The organism is Aureimonas sp. SK2 (assembly GCF_029813115.1).
GTDB lineage: Bacteria > Pseudomonadota > Alphaproteobacteria > Rhizobiales > Rhizobiaceae > Aureimonas.
This window is the reverse complement of the sequence record NZ_JAPZDS010000004.1, coordinates 66,827-85,143: the sequence shown is the minus strand read 5'-3', so window position 1 is coordinate 85,143 and position 18,317 is coordinate 66,827. Positions and strand designations below refer to the sequence as shown.

Here is an 18,317-nt window from a genome sequence, read left to right as displayed (position 1 = left end):
ATCCGCACGGATACGGCGGCGGCACCAACGTTGCCGTCGGTCGGAAGAGCCGTGCGCTGGGCGAATGCCACCTTTGCGCGGAACTGGCACGGCACTTGCTGGGAGGTTTGCGAGGCTTTTCCGCCAGGCTTTTGCCGAGCGGCGGGGAAGGAACGAACAAACCCAGGGAGGCACACATGGCAGCCATGCCGATGGCACAGGTCGGACCTGTGCAGAAGAAGCCCATCTACGCCCAGCTCTATTTCCAAGTCGTGGTCGCCATCGCGGCCGGCATCACGCTCGGCCACTTCTACCCCGAGTTCGGCGCGAGCCTGAAGCCGCTCGGCGATGCCTTCATCAAGCTGGTGAAGATGATCATCGCGCCGGTGATCTTCCTGACCGTCGTGACCGGCATCGCCGGCATGACCGATCTCGCCAAGGTCGGCCGCGTGGTCGGCAAGGCAATGATCTACTTCCTCACCTTCTCGACGCTGGCCCTCGTGATCGGCCTCGTGGTAGCCAACGTCGCCCATCCCGGCGCCGGCCTCAACATCGATCCGGCCTCGCTGGATGCCGGCGCGGTGGCCACCTACACCCAGAAGGCGCACGATTCGTCGATCGTCGGCTTCCTGATGAACATCATCCCGACGACGCTGGTCGGAGCCTTCGCCGACGGCGACATCCTGCAGGTTCTCTTCATCGCCATCCTGTTCGGTCTCGCGCTGGCGATGATCGGCGAGGCGGGCCGTCCGGTCACCGACTTCTTCAACGCGCTCACCGCACCGGTCTTCAAGGTCGTCGGCATCCTGATGAAGGCCGCCCCGATCGGCGCCTTCGGCGCCATGGCCTTCACAATCGGCAAGTACGGCATCGGCTCGGTGGCGAACCTCGCCTACCTCATCGGCGTCTTCTACTTCACCTCGTTCCTGTTCGTCGTGGTCGTGCTCGGCGCCGTCTGCCGCTACAACGGCTTCTCGCTCTTCGCGCTGCTGCGCTACATCAAGGAAGAGCTGCTCCTGGTCCTCGGCACCTCGTCCTCGGAGGCGGCCCTGCCGTCGCTGATGAAGAAGATGGAGAACGCCGGCGCCAAGAAGTCGGTGGTCGGCCTCGTCGTCCCCACGGGCTACTCGTTCAACCTCGACGGCACCAACATCTACATGACGCTGGCGGCCCTCTTCATCGCGCAGGCCACCAATATCGACCTGTCCTGGGGCGACCAGATCCTGCTGCTCCTCGTCGCCATGCTCTCGTCCAAGGGCGCGGCCGGCATCACGGGCGCGGGCTTCATCACGCTCGCCGCGACGCTCTCCGTGGTGCCCTCCGTGCCGGTGGCCGGCATGGCGCTGATCCTGGGCGTCGACCGCTTCATGTCGGAATGCCGCGCGATCACCAACTTCATCGGCAACGCCGTCGCCACGCTGGTCGTCGCCCGCTGGGAAGGCGAGCTCGACCAGGACCGCCTGCGGGCCGTGCTGGCCGGCGAGAGCGTGCCGGCCGTGGAGGAGGAGGCTTTCGTTCCCCACGCCGTTCCCGCCGAGTGAACCCAAAGGCGACCTGACGCGTCGAAAGGCCCGCCCCGAGTGACCGGGGCGGGCCTCGTCGTTTCATGACATGCGATCCCGGCCGCGCTTCAGACGGCGTAGAAGGGGCCGGCGATGCGATGGCGCTCCGCGTCGGAGACGGGCTCGCCCCCCGCCTCGATGCGCAGGCCGAGTTCGGCGCCCCGCGCCCAGACGATCCGCGCCTGCCAGCGTTTGGTCTCGACCTCGTCGTAGAGGGTGAGGGTTTCGGGAAGCACGCGTTCCACCGCCGCGAAGGCCCGAATGCGGGCGCCCTCCGGCGAGCGTTCGACCACGGCGCAGTCGCACAGGAACGCGTCGTCCGCGCCGAGGAGCTTGCCCGGCCGAAGCCGTGTCGTCCGCCGTGTCGCCGTCCGTCGCTCGCCGCGCATGCCGTCCGCTCCTGCCGTTTACCGATCACTAACTGTAGTGCGAGGCAGGGCGGAGGAAAAATCCCGTCTCATTTCTTCGTTAACGCCGTGCCGGGATGCTGCAAGCTCCACGCAAGGAGTTCTGCGATGTCCCTGGTCGCGCCTCAGCCGCCCGAGCTTTCCCTGGTTCGCCGTTCCGTCGGAAGGCCTGCCGTGCTGACGAAGATCGGCAGCGACTGGACGCTCGCGGACTGGACCATCGCCCTCTGCTCCGTCTGCCTCGCCATCGGCTCGACCTCGTTCTTCACCTGGTCCTATACGGTCTCGATCCAGTCCCCGGACTACTTCCAGCAGGCCGCGCTCGCGCGCATGCCGCCCAAGCTCGACCTGATCGAGACGGGCTCGGTCGGGGAGGCGGCCCATGCGGAGGCCATGCCGGCGCCCACGATCGTGCGCGACCGCGAGCCGGTGCCGACCGACTACCAGATCGTGATGATCTTCCAGGACGAGGCGCTCCTGGCGACGCGGGACGAGCTCGTGCGCGTCAAGGTCGGCTCCACCGTGCCGGGGCTCGGCACCGTCAAGGCCATCGAGGGCACGTCGCTCGGCGGCACGGTCACGGCGGACAAGGCGACGCTGCGCAGCGCCAACACGCCCGATCCCTGATCGCCCGGAAAGGCCGGCCTCAGGCCGGCTTGTTCTCGAGAAGGACCTGGCCTTCCTTCTGGATCTTGCCGGTGAGCTTTCCCGCCAGCGAGGCGAGGAAGCCCGGCAGATCGAGTTCGACATGGACGTGGTCGTCCAGGATGTCGAGCCGCCCGACGATCGACTGGCCCATCATCCGCGCGCGGAAGTCGAGATGGTCGCCGGTCCACTGGTCCTCGAACTTCAGCATGCCGCCGGTGGCTTCCGAGCGGATGCGCCCGAACCCTTCGGCGATGCGCTGACGGGCGGTCTCGCGCGTCAGCTTGTGCGGAATGTCGACCTTGACCGTCTCGGCCATCAGCGAAGTCTCCTCGTCGCGTCCTTGCTCCCCGGCATATGGCGAAGGCGGACGCGCCGAGCAACCGCCGGATACGAAAAGGGCGCCTCGCGGCGCCCTTTCCAAATGTCCCGATCAGGCCGTCGCCGAGCGCGGCGCACCGCCGCCGCCCCGGCGCGGACGCCGCCGCTGCTGGCCGTTCGGCCGGGCGGCGCGCTCCTCGCCGTTGCGCTGGTTGCCGCCCGCCGGCGCTCCGCCCGGCTGGCCGCGGCGCTCGCCGGGCTTGGCGCCGCGCGGCTGGTGGCGCGGCGCGCCTTCCGAGCGGGGCTTGTTGCCGGCCGGCCGGCCGCCGCGCGGCTGGCGCGGACCACGGCTCTCGCGCGGCTCGTCGGCGAAGGCCGAGGCGTCGGAGAACTCCGAGGTCTGCACGTCGAAGCGCAGGCCCGTCAGCTTCTCGACCTGACGAAGCTTGGCGCGCTCGGACGGATCGCACAAGGTGACCGCGACGCCCGACTTGCCGGCGCGCGCGGTGCGGCCGATGCGGTGGACATAGCTTTCCGGCTCTTCCGGCAGGTCGAAGTTCACGACATGGGTGATGTCGTCGACATGGATGCCGCGCGCCACGATGTCGGTGGCGACCAGCACCTTGAGGTCGCCCGCATGGAACTGGCCGAGCGCCTTCTGGCGCGCGCCCTGGCTCTTGTTGCCGTGGATGGCGAGCGCCTCGATGCCGGCCTTGCTCAGGTCTTCCGACAGGCGGTTCGCGCCGTGCTTGGTGCGGGTGAAGATCACCGTCTTGTCGAAGCCCGGCAGATTCTTGATCAGCCAGTGCTTCTTGGCCTTCTGCGGCACGAGGAAGAAGCTCTGGTCGATCTTCTCGACCGTCACGACCTCCGGGGTCACCTCGACGCGGATCGGATCCTTCAGGATCTTGGCGGCGAGCGAGGCGATGTTCTGCGGCATGGTGGCCGAGAAGAGCAGAGACTGGCGCTTCTCCGGCACGAGCTTCACGATCCGGTTGATGTCGCGGATGAAGCCCATGTCGAGCATGCGGTCGGCCTCGTCGAGCACGAGATGCTCGATCGCCGAGAGCGTGATCGCCTTCTGGTCGATGAGGTCGAGGAGGCGGCCCGGGGTCGCGACGACCATGTCGACGCCGCGGCGGGCGGTCTCGATCTGCGGACGGATCGACACGCCGCCGAACACGGTCATGTGGCGGATCGGCGTGCCGGCGGTGAAGCCCTTCACGTTCTCGGCGATCTGAAGCGCCAGCTCGCGCGTCGGCGCCAGCACCAGCACGCGCGGCGCGCCGGGCTTGGACTTGCCGCCCTTGTTGATCAGGGCGTCGAGGATGGGCAGCGAGAAGGCGGCGGTCTTGCCGGTGCCGGTCTGCGCGATGCCGAGGACATCGCGCCCCTTCAGCACGGCCGGGATGGCCTGCGCCTGGATCGGGGTCGGGGTGGTGATGTCCATGTCGGCAAGAGCGGACAGGAGCGCATCGGCAAGGCCGAGCGCCTGGAAATTCGTCTGGGTCAAGGAATGCCTTTGACTGGAATGCCGGGACGTCTCGTCCCGGAGATCGGCCGAACGCTCCTGCGCGGGAACGGAACGGCACGGACCGCGGCCGAAGCTCTGAAACGAGCTCCGGCGGTTGGCGCTCGGCTCGGTGTCCCGGGGCGGGATCAAAGGCGGGCGCAGCGCAAGCGCGGCATGACGGCCCCTATATCCGCTCTCTTGTGCGCTGCGTCAAGCCGCTCGCGCCCTGCGTCTGCCGATGGCCAGCTATGCATGCCCGGGTATGCAAACAGCGCGGAACGGCCCCGTCGGCCCCACGGTTGAGCCCGGACCGATCCCCCGGAGAGACCGTCCATGTTCATGCGCGTCGATCAGTTGCAGGCCAACCTGCCTGCACCGAAAAGGGCCGATCCCAACGCCGCCGCCGCCTTGCAGGAGCTGCTCGGCGGCAAGTACGGCGAAATGTCGACGCTCGGGAACTACATGTTCCAGAGCTTCAACTTCCGCTCCAAGGCCAAGCTCCGACCGTTCTACAGCCTCGTCGCCGCGATCACGGCGGAGGAACTCGGTCATGTCGAGCTCGTCTCCAACGGCGTCGCCATGCTCGCCAACGGGCCTGACAAGAAGGACGGAGACGCCGGCGACGGCGGCGACATCTCGGGCGCGCCCTTCGAGGACATGAAGGACATGCGCAACGCCGCGGCCTTCCTGTCGGGCGGCGGCGGCGCGATGCCGGTCAACTCCAACGGCGTGTCTTGGAACAACGACTTCATCACCACGACGGGCAACATCGTGGTGGACCTCCTCCACAACTTCCATCTCGAATGCGGCGCGCGCCTTCATAAGCTGCGCGTCTACGAGACGCTGAGCGACCCGACGGGGCGCGAGGTCTGCGGCTATCTCCTCGTGCGCGGCTCGGTCCACGCCCATGCCTACGCCCTGGCGCTGAAGAAGATCACCGGCGTCGACCTCGACAAGTTCCTGCCGACCCCGAACATCCCGCTCTCCAAGATTCCGGAGTGCCAGAAGTACCTCGACGAGGGCTCGCACCGCCGCCTCTATACGTTCAGCCCGAACGACTACAAGGAGATGGCCGGCATCTGGGGCAACGGCGAGGTCGCGCTGCCGGACGACCCTCCGGGCGAGCTGGAGGTTGTGGACGGCATGCCCGAGGGCGGCAAGATCCACCAGCTGACCGGCGTGCCTAGCGCCTTCACTCCGGACTACGCGCCGGAGGAAATGTTCGAGATCGCGCAGAAGCTCTACAAGGCGTCGCGCTGAACCCCGAGGCGGGCCGTCCGCCTCGGCATCGGCCCCTCTCCCCACAAACCCGCAAGAGACAAAACGGGAGACAGCGAATGGTCACCACCGTCGGAACCGAGAGCACGTTCGAGAAGCTCGTCCAGAACCTCCTGATCCTGGAGCACGACGCGATCGCCGCCTACCAGTCCACCATCGACCGGCTGGAGAACCCAACCTCGAAGGCGAAGATCGCGGAGTTCAAGGGCGATCACGAGGCGCATGTCGCCGAACTCACACGCATGGCCGGGCAGCTCGGCGTCGCAGCGCCCCAGGAGGGCGACCTCAAGGAGTACCTAACCACCGGCAAGGTCGCGCTGGCCTCGATCATCGGCGACCGGTCGATCCTCAAGGCCATGTCGACCAACGAGATCGAGACCAAGATGGCCTACGACCACGCGTCGAAGAACGCGGCCGCCAGCCCGGAGGCGCAGGCCTATTTCGCGAAGGCCTATGCCGACGAGGATCGGCACAAGACTTGGATGGACGCGGCCGCCGCCAGCTGAGTCCTACCGGAAGTAGCCCATCACCTGTTCCTGGACGCGCTGGAGGATTCCGGCGCGTTCGACATTTCCGGCGGCGTACAACGGTTCCTCGCGCACCACCTGCCCGTCGCGGGTGATCTTCATCTGCGCGACGCGCCGCCCCTCCGCCACCGGCGCCTCGATCGTGCCGACGGGCACGATCTCGGTCTTGTAGGGCGAGCCCGACCCGCGCGGCTTGATAAAGCGGATCTCGTCGGCCGCGCGCACGGCCACGCTCGTTGCCACGCCGCCCGTCACGGGCACCTCGCCGGCCGTCTCGTCCTTCTTCAGGATCACCACGTTCTCGAATCCGCGAAGCCCGAGCGTCATCAGCGCGCGGGCCTGGGTCGCCCGTTCGTTGACGCTCTTCATGCCGGTCATCGCGAAGACGATGCGCCGCCCCGTGTCGTCCTTGGCCGAGGCGACGAGCCCATAGCCGGCCTCCGCCGTGTGGCCGGTCTTCAAGCCGTCGGCGCCGAGGCTGAGGAGCGGGTTGCGCGAGCGCTGGGTGATGCCGTTGAAGGTGAACTCCTCCTCCGAGAAAAGGGGATAGTGCTCGGGGTAGGTGCGGATGATGTGCGTGGCGAGCGTCACGAGATCACGCGCCGACACGCGCTGCCCGGGGTCGGGAAGCCCATGCGGATTGACGAAGTGGGAATGGGTGAGGCCGAGTTCCTGCGCCTTGCGGTTCATCATCTCGGCAAAGGCCGGCACCGAGCCGGCGATCCCTTCGGCCACCACGATGGTCGCGTCGTTGCCCGACTGGATCGCGATTCCCTTCATGAGGTCCGCGACGCTCACCTGCGAGTTCAGCGGCAAGAACATGGTCGAGCCGCCGGACGCCGCGCCGCCCGTGCGCCAGGCGTGCTCGGACACCGGGAAGGTCTCGTCCATCCGGATCGCGCCGCGCTTCAGTTCGTCGAACACGATCAGGAGCGTCATCAGCTTCGAGAGCGAGGCCGGGGGCACCTCGTCGTCCGGGTTCTTCTCGAACAGGACGGTGTTGGTGTTGAAGTCGAGCAGCACCACCGAGCGCGCCGTGGTCTCGAAGGCATGGGCGGAGGCGGACAGGCTGAGCCCCAGGAGAAGGGCGAGGAGCGGGCGTTTCATGGAGTTCGAGATGCGCGCCAGCCGTGTCATGCCGAGAAATCCTTATGCTTCGGGCGCGGCCCGAGGGCCACGCCGCATCCTTGCCCAGGAGGTTAACGGAATCACAGCAGAACTTGGTGAACGCGGGGTGAACGGCAACCTTGCGCGCCCGGCGAAACATCGCAGGGGCAAGCAAGTGTGCTGCGTCAGCCCTCGATTTCGGCCTTCAGCATTTCGAGTTCCAGCCATTCGTCCTCGGCCTTGGCGAGCGCGGCTCGGTTGGCCTCGCTCTCCTTGGCGAGCTTGGCGAAGCGATCGGGGCTCTTGGAGAAGAGCGCGGGATCGGCCATTTCGCCCTCGGCCTTCGCGATCGCCGCTTCGAGCCTGGCGATCTCCTTCGGGAGATTCTCCAGCGCGAACTTCTGCTTGAACGAGAGCTTGGCGCTCGGCTGCGAGGCCGGACGAGCCGCCGGGGCGCCGGCGGCAGGCTTGGCGGCGGCCTTCTCGGCCTTCCGGGCTTCCGCCTGCGCGCCGCGCTTCTGCGCGGCCATGTCGGTGTAGCCGCCGGCATATTCCAGCCAGCGCCCGTCGCCCTCGGGCGAGATGACGCTCGTCACCGTGCGGTCGAGGAAGTCGCGGTCGTGGCTGACGAGAAGCACCGTACCGGGATAGTTGGCGATCAGCTCCTGCAGGAGATCCAGCGTCTCCATGTCGAGATCGTTGGTCGGCTCGTCGAGAACGAGCACGTTGGCGGGCGTCGCCAGCGTCTTGGCCAGGAGCAGGCGCGCGCGCTCGCCGCCCGAGAGGTTGCCGACGGGCGTGCGAATCTGCTCGGGCTGGAACAGGAAGTCCTTGAGATAGCCCGCCACGTGCCTCGGTTCGCCGTTGACCATGACCTGGTCGCCGCGTCCGTCGGTCAGCGCCTCCGACACGGGCAGGTCGTCGCGCAGGGACGCGCGCTTCTGGTCGAGAAAGGCGAGGTCGAGATTGGTGCCGAGCCGCACCGTTCCCCGGTCGGGCTCCGCCTCGCCGATCAGCATCTTGAGAAGCGTCGTCTTGCCGGCGCCGTTCGGCCCGACGAAGCCGACCCGGTCGCCGCGCTGGATGCGCGTCGAGAAGTTCTCGACGAGGACGCGCGTCCCATAGGCCTTGGCGATGCCCTTGGCCTCGATCACCAGCTTGCCGCTCTCGCGCGTGTCGCCGACCACCATTTCCACCGTGCCCGTGGCACGGCGGGCGTTCCTGCGGTCGGCGCGCAGCTGATGGAGACCCGCCAGCCGCCGCTCGTTGCGCGTGCGCCGCGCGGTGACGCCGTAGCGCAGCCAGTGCTCCTCGCGCACGATCTTGCGGTCGAGTTTCTGAAGATCGCGCTCCTCCTCCTCCAGCACCTTGTCGCGCCAGGCCTCGAACGCGCCGAACCCTTCCTCGATGCGCCGCACGCGGCCCCGGTCGAGCCACACGGTCGCCCGCGTCGTCTTTTCCAGGAAGCGGCGGTCATGGCTGATGATGACGACGGCCGAGCGGATCGAGGCGACCTCCTCCTCCAGCCATTCGATGGTCGGAAGGTCGAGATGGTTGGTCGGCTCGTCGAGGAGGATCACGTCGGGCTCGGGCGCCAGCACGCGGGCGAGCGCCGCGCGCCGCGCCTCGCCGCCCGACAGGTCGTTCGGCCGCGCGTCGGGGCGCAGTCCGAGGCCCTCGATCAGTCGCGTGACGCGATAGGGGTCGTCCGCCGGCCCGAGCCCGGCCGCGACATAGGCCTCGACGCTGGGCGCGTCGCCGAAGTCCGGCTCCTGCGCGAGATAGCGGATCGTGGCACCCGGCTGGCGAAACACCTCGCCGCCGTCGGGCTCCACCGTTCCGGCGGCGATCTTGAGCAGCGTCGACTTGCCCGACCCGTTGCGCCCGACCAGCGCGATCCGGTCGCCGGGCAGGACGCCGAGTTCGACGTCGGCGAGAAGGGGTGTGCCGCCGAAGGTCAGGCGCACGCCGTCGAGGCGGAGAAGCGGGGGAGGGGCCATGGCGGGCTTCTAGCCTATCGGGCTTCGGGATGGGAAGATGTCGGGAAATGCCCCAGCATCCAATCGCGAAAGGCGCGGATCTTTGGCACGGCACGGCGGGCGGTGGGATAGACGAGATAATAGCCTCTCCCGATCGGATAGAGAGGCTCGAAGGGCTGGACGAGACGGCCCGCCGCGACCTCCTCCGCATAGAAGAAGGGCGTCAGCAGCGAGACGCCTTGGCCTGCAATGGCCGCCATGGCTTCGAGATCCTGGCTGCCGAGCGTCGGCCCGTTGCGCCGGTCGCTGCCCGCCTGCTCGACGCCCATCATCGAGAACCAGAGGTCCCACCATTCGTGGGTCGTGTTGACCAAGGGAAAGCGCAGGAGATCCGCCGCCGATGCGGGCATCCCGCCGAGCCGGGCCGCCAGGCTCGGACTGAGCATCGGCGCGTAGTCCACGGCAACGAGAAGATGCGCCGTCAGGCCTGGCCAATGTCCCGTGCCGGCACGGATCGCGATATCCACGGGCTCGCGCTCGAAATCGGTGATGTGCCGGGTGCTCGTCAGCTGCACGGCGGTTGCCGGATGCTGGAGCTGAAACGAGCCGAGATGCCGGGCCAGCCAGTAGCTTGCGAAGGTCGGGACCGAACTGATCGCGAGGAGACCGGCCGCCGAACCGCAGAGGTCGGCATAGGCCGCCGACAGGCGCTCGAACGAGGACGTGCATTCCGCCGCAAAGCGAGACCCGCCTGGCGTCAGGGTGACCTGCCGTCGCCCACGCAGGAAGAGCGGCGCCCCCACGCGCTCCTCCAGGAGCTTGATCTGATAGCTCACCGCCGCCTGCGTCATGCCGAGTTCCTCGGCCGCGCGGGTGAAGCTGAGATGGCGTGCCGCCACTTCGAAGGCGCGCAGGGCAGACAGGGGCGGGAGCGAACGAGCCATGATGCATAAGGTCTCCTTATGCATCATGGCCGAGCTTCGATTGGATCGGCAATCCCTTCCGCGGCAATCTTTCCGGCACAGACCCGAGCCGAGGCCCCAGCCATGAAGCACGTTCCGCCCGACGCTTTCGAGGATCGCCGCCGCGCGCCTGAAGCGGACCTGACCGCTCCGACATGGCGCCAGCGCCTGCGATCCTGGTGGCAGCGGCTCGGCTGGGATCGAAGGGACTTACCCCTCGCGCTCCATGCGGATATCGAGCGGGATCACCCGTCGGCCCGGCCCGTTCGGGGGCGGGCCGAGTGGGAGCGGCGGCTCTGACGGTCTATTCCGCTGGCACCGCCGCGCCGTCGCCCTTGCCGAGTGCCTCGGCCGCCGCGAGATCGCGCCGAAGCTGCGCTTCGCCTTCTGCCTGCGGCTTCGAGAAGCGGGCCAGCGCCAGATAGGCGACGGGGGTGAGGAACAGGGTGGCGATGGTCGCGAGGCCGAGGCCTCCGACGATGACGTAGCCGAGCGAGACGCGCGCCTCCGCGCCGGCGCCCGCCGAGAAGATCAGCGGCACGCCGCCGACGATGGTCGCGATCATGGTCATCATGACCGGGCGCAGGCGGATGATCGCAGCCTCCTCGATCGCCTCGCGCACCGTGCGTCCCTTCTCGCGGAGCTGGTTGGCGAACTCCACGATCAGGATGCCGTTCTTGGCCATGATGCCGACGAGGAGCACGAGGCCGATCTGGCTGTAGAGGTTCAGGGTCTCGCCGAAGAAGTCCATCGCGTAGACCGCGCAGGCGACGCCGAAGGGCACGGTGGCGATGATGATGATGGCGGAGACGAAGCTCTCGAACTGCGCCGCCAGGACGAGGAACACGACCACGATGGCGAAGCCGAAGACGATGGCAAGACCGCTCGACGTTTCCTCCAGCGTCGCGGCTTCTGCGAGGGGCACCATGCGCACGTTGTCCGGCAGCTTGCCCACCGCGAACGCCTGCGCCTGATCCCAGGCCTGCTGGATGGAGAAGCCCTCCGGCAGGTCGGCCGACATGGCGACGGAGCGCGACTGGTCCTCGCGCGCCAGCGTCGGCGCGACGGCCTCCTCCTTGATCGTGGCGATCGATGACAAGGGCACGAAGCGTCCGTCGCCGGTCTTCATGAAGATGTTGGCGAGGTCGCCGGGATCGTTGATCGGCTGCGAGGTCGAGACGATGTGGATATCGACCGCGCGGTCGTCGACATAGGTCGTGCCGATCTCGCGCCCGTCGAGCAGCGACTGGACGGCCGAGGCGAGCCCGTCGATGTCGATGCCGAGGTCGGAGGCACGCGTGCGGTCGATCTCGACGGTGAGCTGCGGCTGCGTCGTGTCGAAGGCGAGTTGCACCCGTCCCCAGCGCCCGTCGGCGTTCATCGCTTCCTCCAGCGACGTCGCGGCATCCGAAAGCGTCTGGTAGGTCGGCCCGGCCAGCGCGAACTGCAGGCCGCGACCGCCGCCGCGGATGCCGAGCGAGTTGGGCTGGATCGCTCGCGCCTGGACGCCGGGAATGTCCGCGAAGGCGCGGTTGAGTTCGGCGGCGATCTCCTGCTGGGTGCGCTCGCGCTTGTCCCAAGGCGCCAGCGTCAGGACCATGAAGGCGCCGTTGCCGGTTCCCGTGCCGATGCGCGCGAAGACGCCGGTCGCCTCGCCGCTCTGCACGTAGGGCAGCACGATTTCCTCGATCCGCCGCATCTGCGTGTCGGTGTAGTCGAGACTGGCGCTCTGCGGCGCCGAGATGCTCATGAGGACGCTGCCGCGATCCTCGTTGGGCGTGAGCTGCTGCGGCAGGTTGGTGAAGGTGATGACGGCCGCGCCCGCAAGGATCGCCGACACCACGATCACGGCGAGCGGATAGGCGAGCGCCTTGCGCAAGGCGGCGGCGTAGATGCCGGCGAGCCGACCGCCGAGGCGTTCGGCCGCGCGCTTCAACGGTCCCGGCCGCCGCTCGGCCTCGGCTTCGCCGAGGAGATTGGCCGCCAGCATCGGGCAGAGCGTGAGGGCGATGAAGGCAGAGAGCGTAACGGAGATCGCCAGCACGAAGCCGAACTCGCGGAACAGACCGCCGGCGACGCCGGGCAGGAACGAGATCGGGATGAAGACGGCGGCCAGAGTCGCGGTGGTCGAAATGACGGCGAAGAACACCTCGCGCGTACCCACCACGCTCGCCGCGCGCACGGACAAGCCCATGTTGCGCCAGCGGATGATGTTCTCGAGCACGATGATCGCGTCGTCCACCACCATGCCGGTCGCCAGCACGAGCGCGAGCAGGGTGATGATGTTGACGGAGAAGCCGACGAGGTAGATGCCCGCCACCACGCCGATCAGCGCGATCGGGATGGTGAGCGTCGGGATCAGCGTCGCCCGGAAGTTCATCAGGAAGGCGTAGATCACCGCCACGACGATGACGATGGCGAGCGCCAGCGTCAGTTGCACCTCGTGGATCGAGCCGTTGATGAAGGTCGCCTCGTCCGAGGTGACGAGAACGCGGGTGCCCGGCGGCAGCGACGTGTTGAGCTCGGCGACGGCGGCACGCACGCCCTCCGAGATCGCCAGCGTCGAAGAGCCCGCCTGCCGGATCACGCCCATGCCGATGCCGGTCTCGCCGTTGACGCGCGTCTTGGAGGCGGCCTCGTCCGGGCCGAAGCGCACGGAGGCGACGTCGCGCAGGCGCGTGTTGGCGTTGAGGAACACGGCGCCGAAGGCTTCGGGCGTCGACAGGCCGGCATCGGCGCGCACGACGAGGTTCTGCGTCGGGGATTCCAACTGGCCGGCCGGCTGGTCGAACGCGGCATTGGCCAGCGCGCTCGAAACGTCGCCGAGCGTCAGGCCGCGCGTCGCCAACTCGTCCGGACGCACGTCGATATAGACGAGACGCTCGCGCTCGCCGGAGAGATCCACGTCCGCGACGCCCTCGACCGCCGCGATGCGGTCGGCGATGCGGTCGTCCACCAGCGTCGTCAGGTCCTCGATGGGCAGGGTGTTGGAGAGGACGGCCAGGCGCATGATCGGATCGGCGTCGGCGTCCGCCTTCACGATGCGCGATTCGTCGGCGTCGTTCGGCAACTGGTTGGCGATGCCCGCAACCGCATCGCGAACGTCGCTGGCCGCGACGTTGAGGTCGGTCGAGTCGGTGAATTCCACCGTGACCCGGCTCTGGCCGAAGCGTGACGACGACGAGATGGAGGCGATGCCCGCCACGCGCGCCACCGCGCTCTCGATCGTGCTCGTGAGCTGCCGATCCACCACCTCGGCCGAAGCGCCCTGGAAGCTGGTGCTCACCGTGATGACCGGCCGGTCGACGTTCGGAAGCTCCCGGATCTCCACCGCGTTGAAGGCGGCGAGGCCGGCGACGATGATCAGGAGATTGATGACGATCGTGAAGACCGGCCGGCGGATGAACAGCGAGGTAAGGGCCGTCAGACCGTCGGGCTTGGCCGCGTCGCCGCTCATCGGGTCGCCGCCCCGGCGGCGGGAACGAGAAGCGTGCCGGCTTCCGCCCGTCGTCCGGGTTGGGACGTCTCGGCGGTCGGCGGGCTGCCGTCGCTCGGCACGGCATCCGTGCCGGTGGTCTCGCGCACCCGCACCGTCCCGCCCTCGCGAAGGAGCTGGACGCCTTCCGTCACCACCGTGTCGCCGGCCTTCAGCGTGTCGGACGCGACGAGAACCGCATCGACGTTGCGCTCGATAATCGCGATCGGGGCCTTGCGCGTCTTTTCGTTCTCGACGACCCACACGAACGGGCCGGTGCGCTCCCACTGGACCGCGAGCGGATCGACCGCGAGATAGGACTGGCCTTCGAAGCCGATCTCGACCGAGAACGAGAGGCCGGGGCGCAGGCGGTCGTCCTCGTTGTCGATCGTCGCTTCCGCGCGCAGGGTGCGGCTGGCCGGGTCGAGGCGGCTGTCGAGCGCGGTGATGATACCTTGATATGCGTCGCCCGAACGGGTGGCGGGCACGGCGGAAATCGGGTGGCCGATGGCCAGTTGGGACACGAAGGCCTCCGGCACGTCGAAGACGATGCGCAGCTTGGATCGGTCGTCCACGGTTGCGATCAGGGTCGAGCTGTCCACCAGGGCACCGATGTCCAGTTCGACGAGGCCGACATATCCAGCGATGGGGGCAGTGATCCGTCGCTTGTCCAGAGCCACTTCCGCGGCCTGGAGGTCGAGGGCGGCGGCGTCGCGCGCGCGGCGTACTTCCTCGAGCTGGACCGAGGTGATGGAGGCGCCGGTGGTGGACAGGGTCTCGTAACGGGCGAGCTGATCTTCGGCGGTCGCCAACGCGATGCGCGCCCGGTCCACGGCGATCCGCTCGGCGTCGTCCTGAAGTTCGGCAAGCGTGGCGCCCGCCTCCACGGCGTCGCCGGAGCGCAGGGGCAGGGACTTGATGATGCCCGACGCATCCGGCCGCACAGCCACGGTCCGCAGCGCCTCTCCGGAGCCGATCGCGCGCAGCCTGTCCCGCGTGATCATGGGCTCAGTCTTGGCGACCGCAACGAGAGGCGCCTGCCGACCTGCGCGTCCGCCCTGCGTCGCGCCCACCTTCGGCTCGTCGTCGGCGGGCGTCAGGGCGCTCACCAAGGGACGCAATGCCTCCGGCAGCCGGTCGTCGGCTAGAAGGAAGCGGCCTGGTGCCGGCGACAGGTAGAGCCAGGCGCAGCCGGCCGCGGCGACGAGGACGAGCGTGACGACGATCTGTCGGAGAACGGCCATGAGAACCTTTGGTTGGGCGAAGGCGATGGATCGAGGCGGCAGAGCTCACGGACGCATGGCTGGAACAAGGCGACATGCGGATCCGCCCTCTTCCCTTCCGACGAATGAGGGCGATCGGCCCAACTCATGTCGGCGAGGATAGACGATCGCATACGCTGCGTTGCCATAAATTTTGGTAAGGATGCAGAACGGCCTTGTGACCGGAAACGGATCAAGGCCCGCCGATGGGCGGGCCTTGCATGACGTCCTGGAACGGAAGGGCGTGAAGCCCTTACTGGGCGGCGGGGGCGGCCGGCACGTCGCCGGGGTTCGCGACGCGCATCTGGTCCCGGTTCTCGGCGTAGGTGTCGCGGTTGAACTCGGGCGCGTTACGCAGCTGGTCCTGCGTGAACTGCGTCGTAAGCGTCAGCGAGCCGCCGGAGTCGCGCATGAACTGGAGATTGTCCATCGCAACCGCCACCGGCTTGGCGCCGATGCCGAGGAAGCCGCCGACATCGACGATCACCGCATCCACCTGACCTTCGGGGGTCAGGGCGATGTCGCCGATAGAGCCGATGGTCTGGTTGTCCGGACCGTAGACCGAGGTGCCGATCAGGTTGTCGGCCGTCAGGTCGGCGCCGGTCACAGGGGTGCCGACATTGGCCGCCGGAGCAGTGCCCGTGGTCGAGGCCGTGGTCTCGTTGTTCGTGGCCGCCATGCCGCCGGCCGCGGGGGCCGCAGTCGTGGCCGCCATGTCGGTCGTGCCCGCGGCGGTGCCGGCCGCCATTCCGGCCGTGCCGGCCGCCATGCCCGTCGCGGTCGTACCCGCCGCGCCCATCGTGCCGGCGCCGGTGGCCGTGGTGTTGGCGGCCATCTGGTCGTCGCGGCCCTCGAAGGCCGGGGCGTTGGTCAACTGCTCCTTGGAGGCGGCCAGAACCGCGCGGGGCTCCCCATCGGGCGTCGCGTTCATCGAGATGTTGTCGAACGGCACGCCGACATTCTTCTCGCCGATGCCGAGGAAGCCGCCGACGCCTACGACGAAAGCCTCGACCTGGCCGTTGGAGGCGATCACGAGGTCGTTGATGTTGCCGATGTTGTCGGCGTCATCGGCAGGACCGGAGTAGACGTTGTCGCCGACGATGTCGCCGGTGAGGAACTGGTCGTTGGCCAGCGTGGCGACATACTCACCCGAGACGCCGGTGGCCGTCGAGGCCGTGCCGGCCGGCGTCGTGGTGTTGGCCGCCATGTCCGTCGTCGCGGCGGGCGCCGTGGTCTCTGCGGCCATGCCGCCGGCGGCCGTGTTGTTGGCGGCCATGTCGCCGGTCGCGGCAGGGGCCATCGCACCCGTGGCGCCGGGCGCCATGGTGCCGGTGGCGGCAGCGGCCTGCTCGTTCACGGCAAAGGCCGGAGCGGCCGCAAGCTCTTCGCGCGTCGCGGTCAGGACGGCGCGGGGCTCGTTGTTTTCGCCGGTGGCCCATTCGATCTTGTCGTAGGGGATGGCGACCGTCTTGGACTGGTCGCCCAGGTACGAACCGGTGTCGACGACGGCCGCGACGATCGTGCCGTCGGCGCTCACGATGAAGTTCTCGATCTCGCCGGCCGTCTCGGCGTCCGCCGCGTTGGAAGCGTAGACGGTCTGGCCGTCGAGGTCGGTCACGAGATGCTGGTCGGCGCCGAGCGACTGGACATAGGCGATGTCGGCGGTCGCGGGAGCGGCGGCGGTATCGGATTCCATGCCGCCGGCGGGCGCCATCGTGCCGGCGGCAGGCGCAGCACCCATGGCCGGCTGCTCGGCCGGGGCGGTCGTGGTGGTCTGCGCGAGGGCGCCCGTTGCAAGAACGGCGGCCATCGCCGTCGTGGCCAGAAGTGTGCGAACCATTGGTATCTCCCCTTGTGCTTGGAAAAGCGCGCGGCCGAGAAGGGGCGGCCGTGCAGATGGTGATGGGCGTTCAACAGGCGGACGTTGCTAAGGTTCCCGCCTCACGATCAGGAAACGCGACCGTGAACTCAGGCGAAGACCACGATCCCGAAGAAGAGCAGAAGCAGAAAGCCGACCAGGACGATCAGGATCAGCACCTTCGCGATGCCGGCCGAGGCGCCCGCCACGCCGCGAAACCCGAGAAGGCTCGCGATCGCCGCGACCACGAGAAGAATGACGATCCATTCGAGCATTGCTGGAACTCCGGCCGACTGAACTCAGTGGCCGGGAAAACGGAGGATCGGCCCCGGCGGTTCCGGGCATTCGGATCGGCCTTCGCCATTTTCGCGGAGGCATGCCGCCCCATATGGCGGGCGAACGATCGCAGCGGAGCAACGCGCAGTCCATGAAGGTCCACGCCATCCTCAACCGGCACGGCGGCACGCTGCGCACGACCGATCTCGACCTGCTGCGTTCCGCCATCCGTGGGGAGTTCGAGTTGCACGGCCACGAGATCGAGGTCGAAATCGTCGAAGGGCCGGAGGTTGGCAGGCGGATCGAAGCCCAGGCGGGCCGGGACGACCTCGACGTGCTGATGGTCGGCGGGGGAGACGGTACCGTTTCGTCGGCCGCGGCAGCCGTGGCTGGAACACCGATCGCGCTCGGTATCCTGCCCGCCGGCACGATGAACCTCTTCGCACGGTCGCTCCAGATTCCGATGGGTCTCGATCCCGCCGTGAAGGCGCTGGCGAACGGGCGGATCGCCGAGGTCGACATCGCGAGCGTCAACGGGCAATACTTCGTCCACCAGTTCGCGGTCGGCATGCATGCGCGCATGGTGCGCACGCGCGAGAAGCTCGACTACCATTCGCGGATCGGAAAGATGTGGGCGAGCGTGCGGGCGGTGGTCACGGCGGCCAGCTCCCTGCCGATGGTGGAGCTGCGCGTCGAGATCGACGGCAAGGCGCAGGTCATCCTCACTCCAGCGGTCGCCGTGTCCAACAATATCTACGGCAATGGGCATCTGCCCTATGCCGACGATCCGCGCGGCGGCAAGCTCGGCATCTACATCATGAAGGCGACGAGCCGCATGGCCGTCCTGAAGACAACGATCGACATGATGCGCGGCGCCTGGCAGGGAGCGACCCACCTGACGGTCCTCACCGCGGACCAACTCGTCATCGAGCATCGTCGACCCAAGAGCCGAAACCGTTCGGTGATGGACGGCGAGTTGAGAAGCCTCGACCGGCGGTCGGAGGTGCGCATCCACCCGCGCGGCCTGAAGGTCCTCGTGCCGGACGAGGCGACGTTCTAGAAGGTTGTTTCGGAGGTTTCCGGCAGAGGATTGGCGAGAGATTCTCGCGCCGGGGCATGCGGCAGCGATGACGATAAGCACCGCCGAGCCGACCCGGCGGACTTTC

16 protein-coding genes are annotated in these 18,317 nt (G+C 68.2%); 6 read left to right on the top strand and 10 right to left on the bottom strand.

Annotated features, from left to right (window positions below; all coding sequences use genetic code 11):
• Positions 1 to 176: 176 nt before the first annotated feature.
• Positions 177 to 1,520, top strand: coding sequence for a dicarboxylate/amino acid:cation symporter (locus O5O54_RS06700; RefSeq protein ID WP_279480009.1), 1,344 nt, complete (start codon positions 177 to 179; stop codon positions 1,518 to 1,520).
• Positions 1,521 to 1,609: 89 nt separating this feature from the next.
• Here O5O54_RS06700 and O5O54_RS06695 read toward each other — a convergent pair whose 3' ends face one another.
• On the bottom strand, positions 1,610 to 1,930 hold the full coding sequence (locus O5O54_RS06695; protein WP_279480008.1) for a hypothetical protein: 321 nt from the start codon (positions 1,928 to 1,930) through the stop codon (positions 1,610 to 1,612).
• 192 nt (positions 1,931 to 2,122) lie between these two features.
• Here O5O54_RS06695 and O5O54_RS06690 point away from each other — a divergent pair, with 192 nt between their 5' ends.
• Entirely contained in the window at positions 2,123 to 2,575 is a 453-nt protein-coding gene (locus O5O54_RS06690) for a hypothetical protein (protein ID WP_279480007.1), read from the top strand.
• A 19-nt stretch (positions 2,576 to 2,594) separates the two neighbouring features.
• On the opposite strand, the gene O5O54_RS06685 is transcribed toward O5O54_RS06690, so the two are convergent.
• The gene (locus O5O54_RS06685; RefSeq protein WP_279480006.1) at positions 2,595 to 2,912 is read right to left on the bottom strand and encodes a polyhydroxyalkanoic acid system family protein; all 318 of its coding nucleotides are present in this window, start codon (positions 2,910 to 2,912) and stop codon (positions 2,595 to 2,597) included.
• A gap of 114 nt (positions 2,913 to 3,026) precedes the next feature.
• Positions 3,027 to 4,427: a DEAD/DEAH box helicase gene (locus tag O5O54_RS06680; protein WP_279480005.1), complete on the bottom strand. Its 1,401-nt coding sequence runs from the start codon at positions 4,425 to 4,427 to the stop codon at positions 3,027 to 3,029.
• A 333-nt stretch (positions 4,428 to 4,760) separates the two neighbouring features.
• Between O5O54_RS06680 and O5O54_RS06675 the strand changes: the two genes are divergently transcribed.
• Both O5O54_RS06675 and O5O54_RS06670 read left to right on the top strand, forming a co-directional pair.
• Complete coding sequence (locus O5O54_RS06675) at positions 4,761 to 5,687, top strand: manganese catalase family protein (RefSeq protein ID WP_279480004.1); 927 nt, start codon at positions 4,761 to 4,763, stop codon at positions 5,685 to 5,687.
• 77 nt (positions 5,688 to 5,764) lie between these two features.
• On the top strand, positions 5,765 to 6,211 hold the full coding sequence (locus tag O5O54_RS06670; protein WP_279480003.1) for a ferritin-like domain-containing protein: 447 nt from the start codon (positions 5,765 to 5,767) through the stop codon (positions 6,209 to 6,211).
• Positions 6,212 to 6,214: 3 nt separating this feature from the next.
• Here O5O54_RS06670 and O5O54_RS06665 read toward each other — a convergent pair whose 3' ends face one another.
• From O5O54_RS06665 to O5O54_RS06655, 3 genes are all read right to left on the bottom strand, one after another.
• Positions 6,215 to 7,369, bottom strand: coding sequence for a D-alanyl-D-alanine carboxypeptidase (locus O5O54_RS06665; protein WP_279480002.1), 1,155 nt, complete (start codon positions 7,367 to 7,369; stop codon positions 6,215 to 6,217).
• Positions 7,370 to 7,524: 155 nt separating this feature from the next.
• Complete coding sequence (locus O5O54_RS06660) at positions 7,525 to 9,339, bottom strand: ABC-F family ATP-binding cassette domain-containing protein (RefSeq protein WP_279480001.1); 1,815 nt, start codon at positions 9,337 to 9,339, stop codon at positions 7,525 to 7,527.
• A 14-nt stretch (positions 9,340 to 9,353) separates the two neighbouring features.
• Entirely contained in the window at positions 9,354 to 10,262 is a 909-nt protein-coding gene (locus O5O54_RS06655) for a LysR substrate-binding domain-containing protein (RefSeq protein WP_279480000.1), read from the bottom strand.
• Positions 10,263 to 10,364: 102 nt separating this feature from the next.
• Between O5O54_RS06655 and O5O54_RS06650 the strand changes: the two genes are divergently transcribed.
• Positions 10,365 to 10,580, top strand: coding sequence for a hypothetical protein (locus O5O54_RS06650; RefSeq protein WP_279479998.1), 216 nt, complete (start codon positions 10,365 to 10,367; stop codon positions 10,578 to 10,580).
• 4 nt (positions 10,581 to 10,584) lie between these two features.
• Here the strand turns inward: O5O54_RS06650 and O5O54_RS06645 are convergent, their stop codons facing one another.
• From O5O54_RS06645 to O5O54_RS06630, 4 genes are all read right to left on the bottom strand, one after another.
• Positions 10,585 to 13,737: an efflux RND transporter permease subunit gene (locus tag O5O54_RS06645; protein ID WP_279479997.1), complete on the bottom strand. Its 3,153-nt coding sequence runs from the start codon at positions 13,735 to 13,737 to the stop codon at positions 10,585 to 10,587.
• Complete coding sequence (locus O5O54_RS06640) at positions 13,734 to 14,999, bottom strand: efflux RND transporter periplasmic adaptor subunit (protein WP_279479996.1); 1,266 nt, start codon at positions 14,997 to 14,999, stop codon at positions 13,734 to 13,736. The genes O5O54_RS06645 and O5O54_RS06640 overlap by 4 nt, the downstream gene beginning before the upstream one ends.
• A gap of 271 nt (positions 15,000 to 15,270) precedes the next feature.
• A complete protein-coding gene (locus O5O54_RS06635; RefSeq protein ID WP_279479995.1) occupies positions 15,271 to 16,857 on the bottom strand; it encodes a PRC-barrel domain-containing protein in 1,587 nt (528 codons plus the stop codon).
• A 128-nt stretch (positions 16,858 to 16,985) separates the two neighbouring features.
• Positions 16,986 to 17,150: a DUF1328 domain-containing protein gene (locus O5O54_RS06630; protein WP_279479994.1), complete on the bottom strand. Its 165-nt coding sequence runs from the start codon at positions 17,148 to 17,150 to the stop codon at positions 16,986 to 16,988.
• Positions 17,151 to 17,302: 152 nt separating this feature from the next.
• Here O5O54_RS06630 and O5O54_RS06625 point away from each other — a divergent pair, with 152 nt between their 5' ends.
• The gene (locus tag O5O54_RS06625; protein ID WP_279479993.1) at positions 17,303 to 18,211 is read left to right on the top strand and encodes a diacylglycerol kinase family protein; all 909 of its coding nucleotides are present in this window, start codon (positions 17,303 to 17,305) and stop codon (positions 18,209 to 18,211) included.
• Positions 18,212 to 18,317: the final 106 nt, after the last annotated feature.

Coding starts and splice junctions, on each gene's coding strand:
- O5O54_RS06695 (WP_279480008.1), bottom strand. CDS start 1,930: ATGCGCGGCGAGCGACGGACGGCGACACGGCGGACGACACGGCTTCGG.
- O5O54_RS06630 (WP_279479994.1), bottom strand. CDS start 17,150: ATGCTCGAATGGATCGTCATTCTTCTCGTGGTCGCGGCGATCGCGAGC.
- O5O54_RS06645 (WP_279479997.1), bottom strand. CDS start 13,737: ATGAGCGGCGACGCGGCCAAGCCCGACGGTCTGACGGCCCTTACCTCG.
- O5O54_RS06660 (WP_279480001.1), bottom strand. CDS start 9,339: ATGGCCCCTCCCCCGCTTCTCCGCCTCGACGGCGTGCGCCTGACCTTC.
- O5O54_RS06675 (WP_279480004.1), top strand. CDS start 4,761: ATGTTCATGCGCGTCGATCAGTTGCAGGCCAACCTGCCTGCACCGAAA.
- O5O54_RS06685 (WP_279480006.1), bottom strand. CDS start 2,912: ATGGCCGAGACGGTCAAGGTCGACATTCCGCACAAGCTGACGCGCGAG.
- O5O54_RS06700 (WP_279480009.1), top strand. CDS start 177: ATGGCAGCCATGCCGATGGCACAGGTCGGACCTGTGCAGAAGAAGCCC.
- O5O54_RS06665 (WP_279480002.1), bottom strand. CDS start 7,369: ATGACACGGCTGGCGCGCATCTCGAACTCCATGAAACGCCCGCTCCTC.
- O5O54_RS06640 (WP_279479996.1), bottom strand. CDS start 14,999: ATGGCCGTTCTCCGACAGATCGTCGTCACGCTCGTCCTCGTCGCCGCG.
- O5O54_RS06655 (WP_279480000.1), bottom strand. CDS start 10,262: ATGGCTCGTTCGCTCCCGCCCCTGTCTGCCCTGCGCGCCTTCGAAGTG.
- O5O54_RS06635 (WP_279479995.1), bottom strand. CDS start 16,857: ATGGTTCGCACACTTCTGGCCACGACGGCGATGGCCGCCGTTCTTGCA.
- O5O54_RS06650 (WP_279479998.1), top strand. CDS start 10,365: ATGAAGCACGTTCCGCCCGACGCTTTCGAGGATCGCCGCCGCGCGCCT.
- O5O54_RS06670 (WP_279480003.1), top strand. CDS start 5,765: ATGGTCACCACCGTCGGAACCGAGAGCACGTTCGAGAAGCTCGTCCAG.
- O5O54_RS06625 (WP_279479993.1), top strand. CDS start 17,303: ATGAAGGTCCACGCCATCCTCAACCGGCACGGCGGCACGCTGCGCACG.